The organism is Pseudomonadota bacterium (assembly GCA_022361155.1).
In the GTDB taxonomy this organism is placed as follows: domain Bacteria; phylum Myxococcota_A; class Polyangia; order Polyangiales; family JAKSBK01; genus JAKSBK01.
Genome location: JAKSBK010000077.1, coordinates 1 through 2,081 on the forward strand (window position 1 = coordinate 1; position 2,081 = coordinate 2,081).

Here is a 2,081-nt window from a genome sequence, read left to right on the forward strand (position 1 = left end):
CGAGGACGAAGTGGGTCAGGGCGCTCGCGCCGAGATCGAGCGCTTTGTGCGGGAGCGCCTGCCCCGCGGTGGTGCGCTCGCGTATGTGCCCGCGGAGCTGATGTCCCTGAACGCACGCCGAGCCAGCCAGTCGGAGTTCCGTCCCTACTCTACACGCGATTCGGCGGGAGGGCTCTCTCCTAGGACGCTCGGCAGAAGTGACCCACCGGCGCTCACGAGAAGTGAGCCCCCTATGGATTGTGTGGATCGCACCGATCGGTGAAACCGATGGGTGTTGATCGTGCATGTGGATCGTCTGGGCCGTTCGGTTCCCGGGCGGCAGCTCGGAGCTAGCTCGGCGACCTGACCCGCGTTGAGGCTTGGGGATATCCGCGGACGGTGCGGCGGTGGCGGCTCGCAGGCGGAGCCCACGGTCACCGGCCGGACTCATTCCAGGAACGATGTAGCGTGGTTGCGTCATGCTTCGCACGCCGCACCAAGCATGCCGGACATCACCGCAGCTCATTTCGCACACTTGCGCTACCGGTGGTGGCGAAAGTGCCCGCGCACGCCGGCGGACGCCAACGAGGGTCGGGTCGGCCGGCGGGGCCCGGCCCCTCCCAATTCAACGAGGTCCGTCCCCGAGCTGCGCGTGAGCAATACGCCTGCGTCGTCGAGCCACGAGCAGCACCAGGAGCGCGCACAATAGGCCGAACCTCATCTGGCTTGCACCCTTGGCGGCGGGTCCGGGGCCGACGCTGCAGCCATTGGTGGCCGGCGCAGGCGGCCACTCGATTTGGGTCGTGTTGCCCGCGAAGTCGAGCGCCGTGGCCTCGATGCGGTCGACCTCGCTGTCGCTTTCGAGCTTGAACCTATAGGGGGCCAGCTCGTCCTCGAGGCGCCCCAGGGTCTCACCCTGCGCGTTCAGCCATTCGACCTCGACGCGCTGAACGCCGGACTCCCGGTCCTCGGCCTCCACTTCGACGACCGAGGGCGAGGACAAGCTGTCTCCTTCGACCGACAGGATGGAAACGGAGGGGGGATGCCGGTCGCCCGCGCTGCCGGGCGACGGGTCGCCGCAGGCTGCAGATTGCCGGGGCGCTCTCGTTGGGTGGCCCCTTGGATCCAGGCCTGTCGTGCAAGTCGGCAGCGGCTTCCAGTTGCCGAGCGAGTCGTAGCAGGGACTGAGCTCGAGCTGCGATTCCTGTTCCAGCCAACCGATCACGTTGGCGATGTCGGTGTAGTAGCCCTTGCCGCAGCGCCCGCGCGGACCCGAGGACAACACGCCCAAGACATGCCATGCCCGCTGCCCATCGCTTCCCGCTAGCTCGACAAGGGCGGGGCCGCCGGAATCGCCGCGGCAGGTTCCGGCGTGACGGGTACCGATCTCGATCTCTTGTCCGGCGGAGATCAGCGGCGCACCCACTACCCGCTTGATGCCCGCTTTGCCGCCCTGTTCGGCGTCGAAGCCGAATCCTACCAGGGTGGTGCCGAGGTCCGGCTCGATCGAGTCGCGCGTGCAGCCCAGCATGGGGCCTACTACAGGAATCTGCAGGCGCCGTTCGAGCGTGCAGAACGCCACGTCGAGACCGTTGCCGATCATGCCCTCCGGGTGCGCTTCGCAACGTTCCGTGGCTACGCTGTAGGCCTTCCCTGAAGGGGCCACACGGACCGTGCGAGAAGCGCTATCCACCGAAACGTCGAAACGCTCCCCGAACCAAACGCGCTCGGGACGAGCAGCGCAATGGGCTGCATAGACGATGAGCTTGGGATGCTGCAAGAGCGCGCTGCAGCCGGAATCCAGGATCCCAACGTTGGGCCAGGCTCCGGCCTCGGCGGGCGCGCCGCCGACGATGGCAGCCACGCTCGAGCCCTGACTGTCCGCCGGCGCTGCGCAGGCGCTCGCCCCGGCGATCGCGGCAGCCACCAAGCCGCGCAGCCTCCGGCGGGCTGACGGCTCTAGGGCCCGCACACCGCCGCGCAACGATCCAGATAGCACTGCTTGATCTCGTTCCACAGCACGCGGCAGGGGCCAGGTTCCAGGGGCAGGCAGGTGGGTACGCAGGAACATAGATCGCGCGCAGAGCAGTTCCGCATGACAC

At 67.9% G+C, this 2,081-nt stretch carries 2 protein-coding genes; one reads left to right on the forward strand and one right to left on the reverse strand.

Annotation, left to right across the window (positions count from 1 at the left end; all coding sequences use genetic code 11):
* Nucleotides 1-262, forward strand: a 262-nt coding sequence (locus MJD61_02100; protein ID MCG8554071.1) for a hypothetical protein, incomplete at its 5' end; no start/stop codon positions are given.
* Between the two features lie 342 nt (nt 263-604).
* On the opposite strand, the gene MJD61_02105 is transcribed toward MJD61_02100, so the two are convergent.
* A complete protein-coding gene (locus MJD61_02105) occupies nt 605-1,906 on the reverse strand; it encodes a S1 family peptidase (GenBank protein MCG8554072.1) in 1,302 nt (433 codons plus the stop codon).
* Between the last annotated feature and the right edge of the window lie 175 nt (nt 1,907-2,081).